This window comes from Aquidulcibacter sp., assembly GCF_049239865.1.
In the GTDB taxonomy this organism is placed as follows: Bacteria; Pseudomonadota; Alphaproteobacteria; order Caulobacterales; family Aquidulcibacteraceae; genus Aquidulcibacter.
In genome coordinates this window covers 1-1359 of record NZ_JBMLTR010000156.1, presented here as the reverse complement: position 1 = coordinate 1359, position 1359 = coordinate 1, and the positions used below count along the sequence as shown (strand labels likewise).

The following is a 1359-nucleotide window of genomic DNA, read 5'->3' as shown; positions in this document are numbered from 1 at the left end:
CTGGCTGACCTAGATTAACATCAAAGCCCTCAACCTTCGGGTTGGGGGCTTTTTTGTGCGTAGTCGCCCGCAGAAACCAAAGCTAACAACAGATGGGGACTTCCCATTTGCACCAATCAACCTAAACCCATTGCCATGAACCAGCCCGATGACCTTCTTGCCCTCGATCCTGCAGCGGAACGAGACATGCCCTATCAGGCTGGCAGTCCAGACGCCCCAGCCCGCGCGCCGCGCCCGAAAGATGCGGCGACCCTGATCTTGATCCAAGAAGCCCAATCCGGACCAAAAATCCTGATGGGACGGCGGGCCAGCGGCCATAGTTTCATGCCCGACAAATATGTCTTCCCCGGCGGCAAAGTCGATCGCTGCGACCGCTTCGTCGACGCCCATGACGAATTGCATCCGCAATCGTCTGAAGACCTCTCCAAGGCCAATAAGACCCGCCACCCCCGTGCCTTTGCCTTGGCCGCCATCCGCGAGACTTGGGAGGAGACAGGCCTGTTAATTGGCAAGCCCGGCACTTTGCCGTTGCGGACACTCGATACGGGCTGGACCAGCTATGCAGCAGCGGGCGTCGCCCCGCACCTCAGCCCGCTACACTTCTTTGCGCGTGCCATCACACCGCCCCAACGCCACAAGCGGTTTGATGCCCGTTTCTTCATCGCCAATGCTGAAGAGGCGCTCTATGATATGCGGCCCGCACGCGATGGCGCGGAGATGCAGGACCTGCGCTGGTTCAGCTTGGAAGAGGCCTTCAGCCTAGATCTGCCCAATGTGACCCGCTTTATCCTGAGTGAAGTGCAAACCCGCCTGCAAGCCCCCGAGAAGCCGCACGCCCCGGCTTTCCTGCGCTGGGGCCGTACGGGCCCTCAGATGGACCGCCTATGAGCGAGATCCGTATGAGCGCGGCGACCTGGGCCGGGATTGGCACCGCGCTCGGTTGCGGCTTGATTGCCGCGGTCGGGATTGCCATCAATGCCCCCCTATTCGCGCTCACGCTCGACGATACGGGGATGTCGGCGACGGAAGTCGGCTTCCTCATGACCTTTGCTGGACTGGCGGGCCTACTTTGTACCCCGGTGGTCCCTTGGCTGATGGGCCGTTTTCCGGTCAAAGTGATTCTGGGTGGCGGGCTCTTGGCTTCCAGCGCCATGTTCCTGCTCTATCCCCTGACCGACAATATCTGGGTGTGGACCGCCATCCGATTTGGCTTCTCAACCTCGCTGACCATCATCTTTGTGGCGTCGGAAGCCTGGTTCTTAGAGCTTGCCCCTGCCCATCTGCGCGGCCGCTTGTTAGGGCTTTATGCGGCGACCTTCGCCGGCGGCTTTGGCATCGGTGGGTTCGTCATCGCCCAAT

2 protein-coding genes are annotated in these 1359 nt (G+C 60.9%); both read left to right on the top strand.

Annotated elements, in window-relative coordinates; translation table 11 throughout:
* Positions 1-135: 135 nt before the first annotated feature.
* Positions 136-888, top strand: coding sequence for an NUDIX hydrolase (locus ACOVRA_RS11205; RefSeq protein WP_421720360.1), 753 nt, complete (start codon positions 136-138; stop codon positions 886-888).
* Positions 885-1359 (top strand): MFS transporter (locus ACOVRA_RS11200; protein WP_421720359.1); only part of this gene is annotated, 475 nt, incomplete at its 3' end. The genes ACOVRA_RS11205 and ACOVRA_RS11200, both read left to right, overlap by 4 nt.

Excerpts from the sequence above, each read along its gene's own strand:
- ACOVRA_RS11205 (WP_421720360.1), top strand. The coding sequence starts at position 136 with ATGAACCAGCCCGATGACCTTCTTGCCCTCGATCCTGCAGCGGAACGA.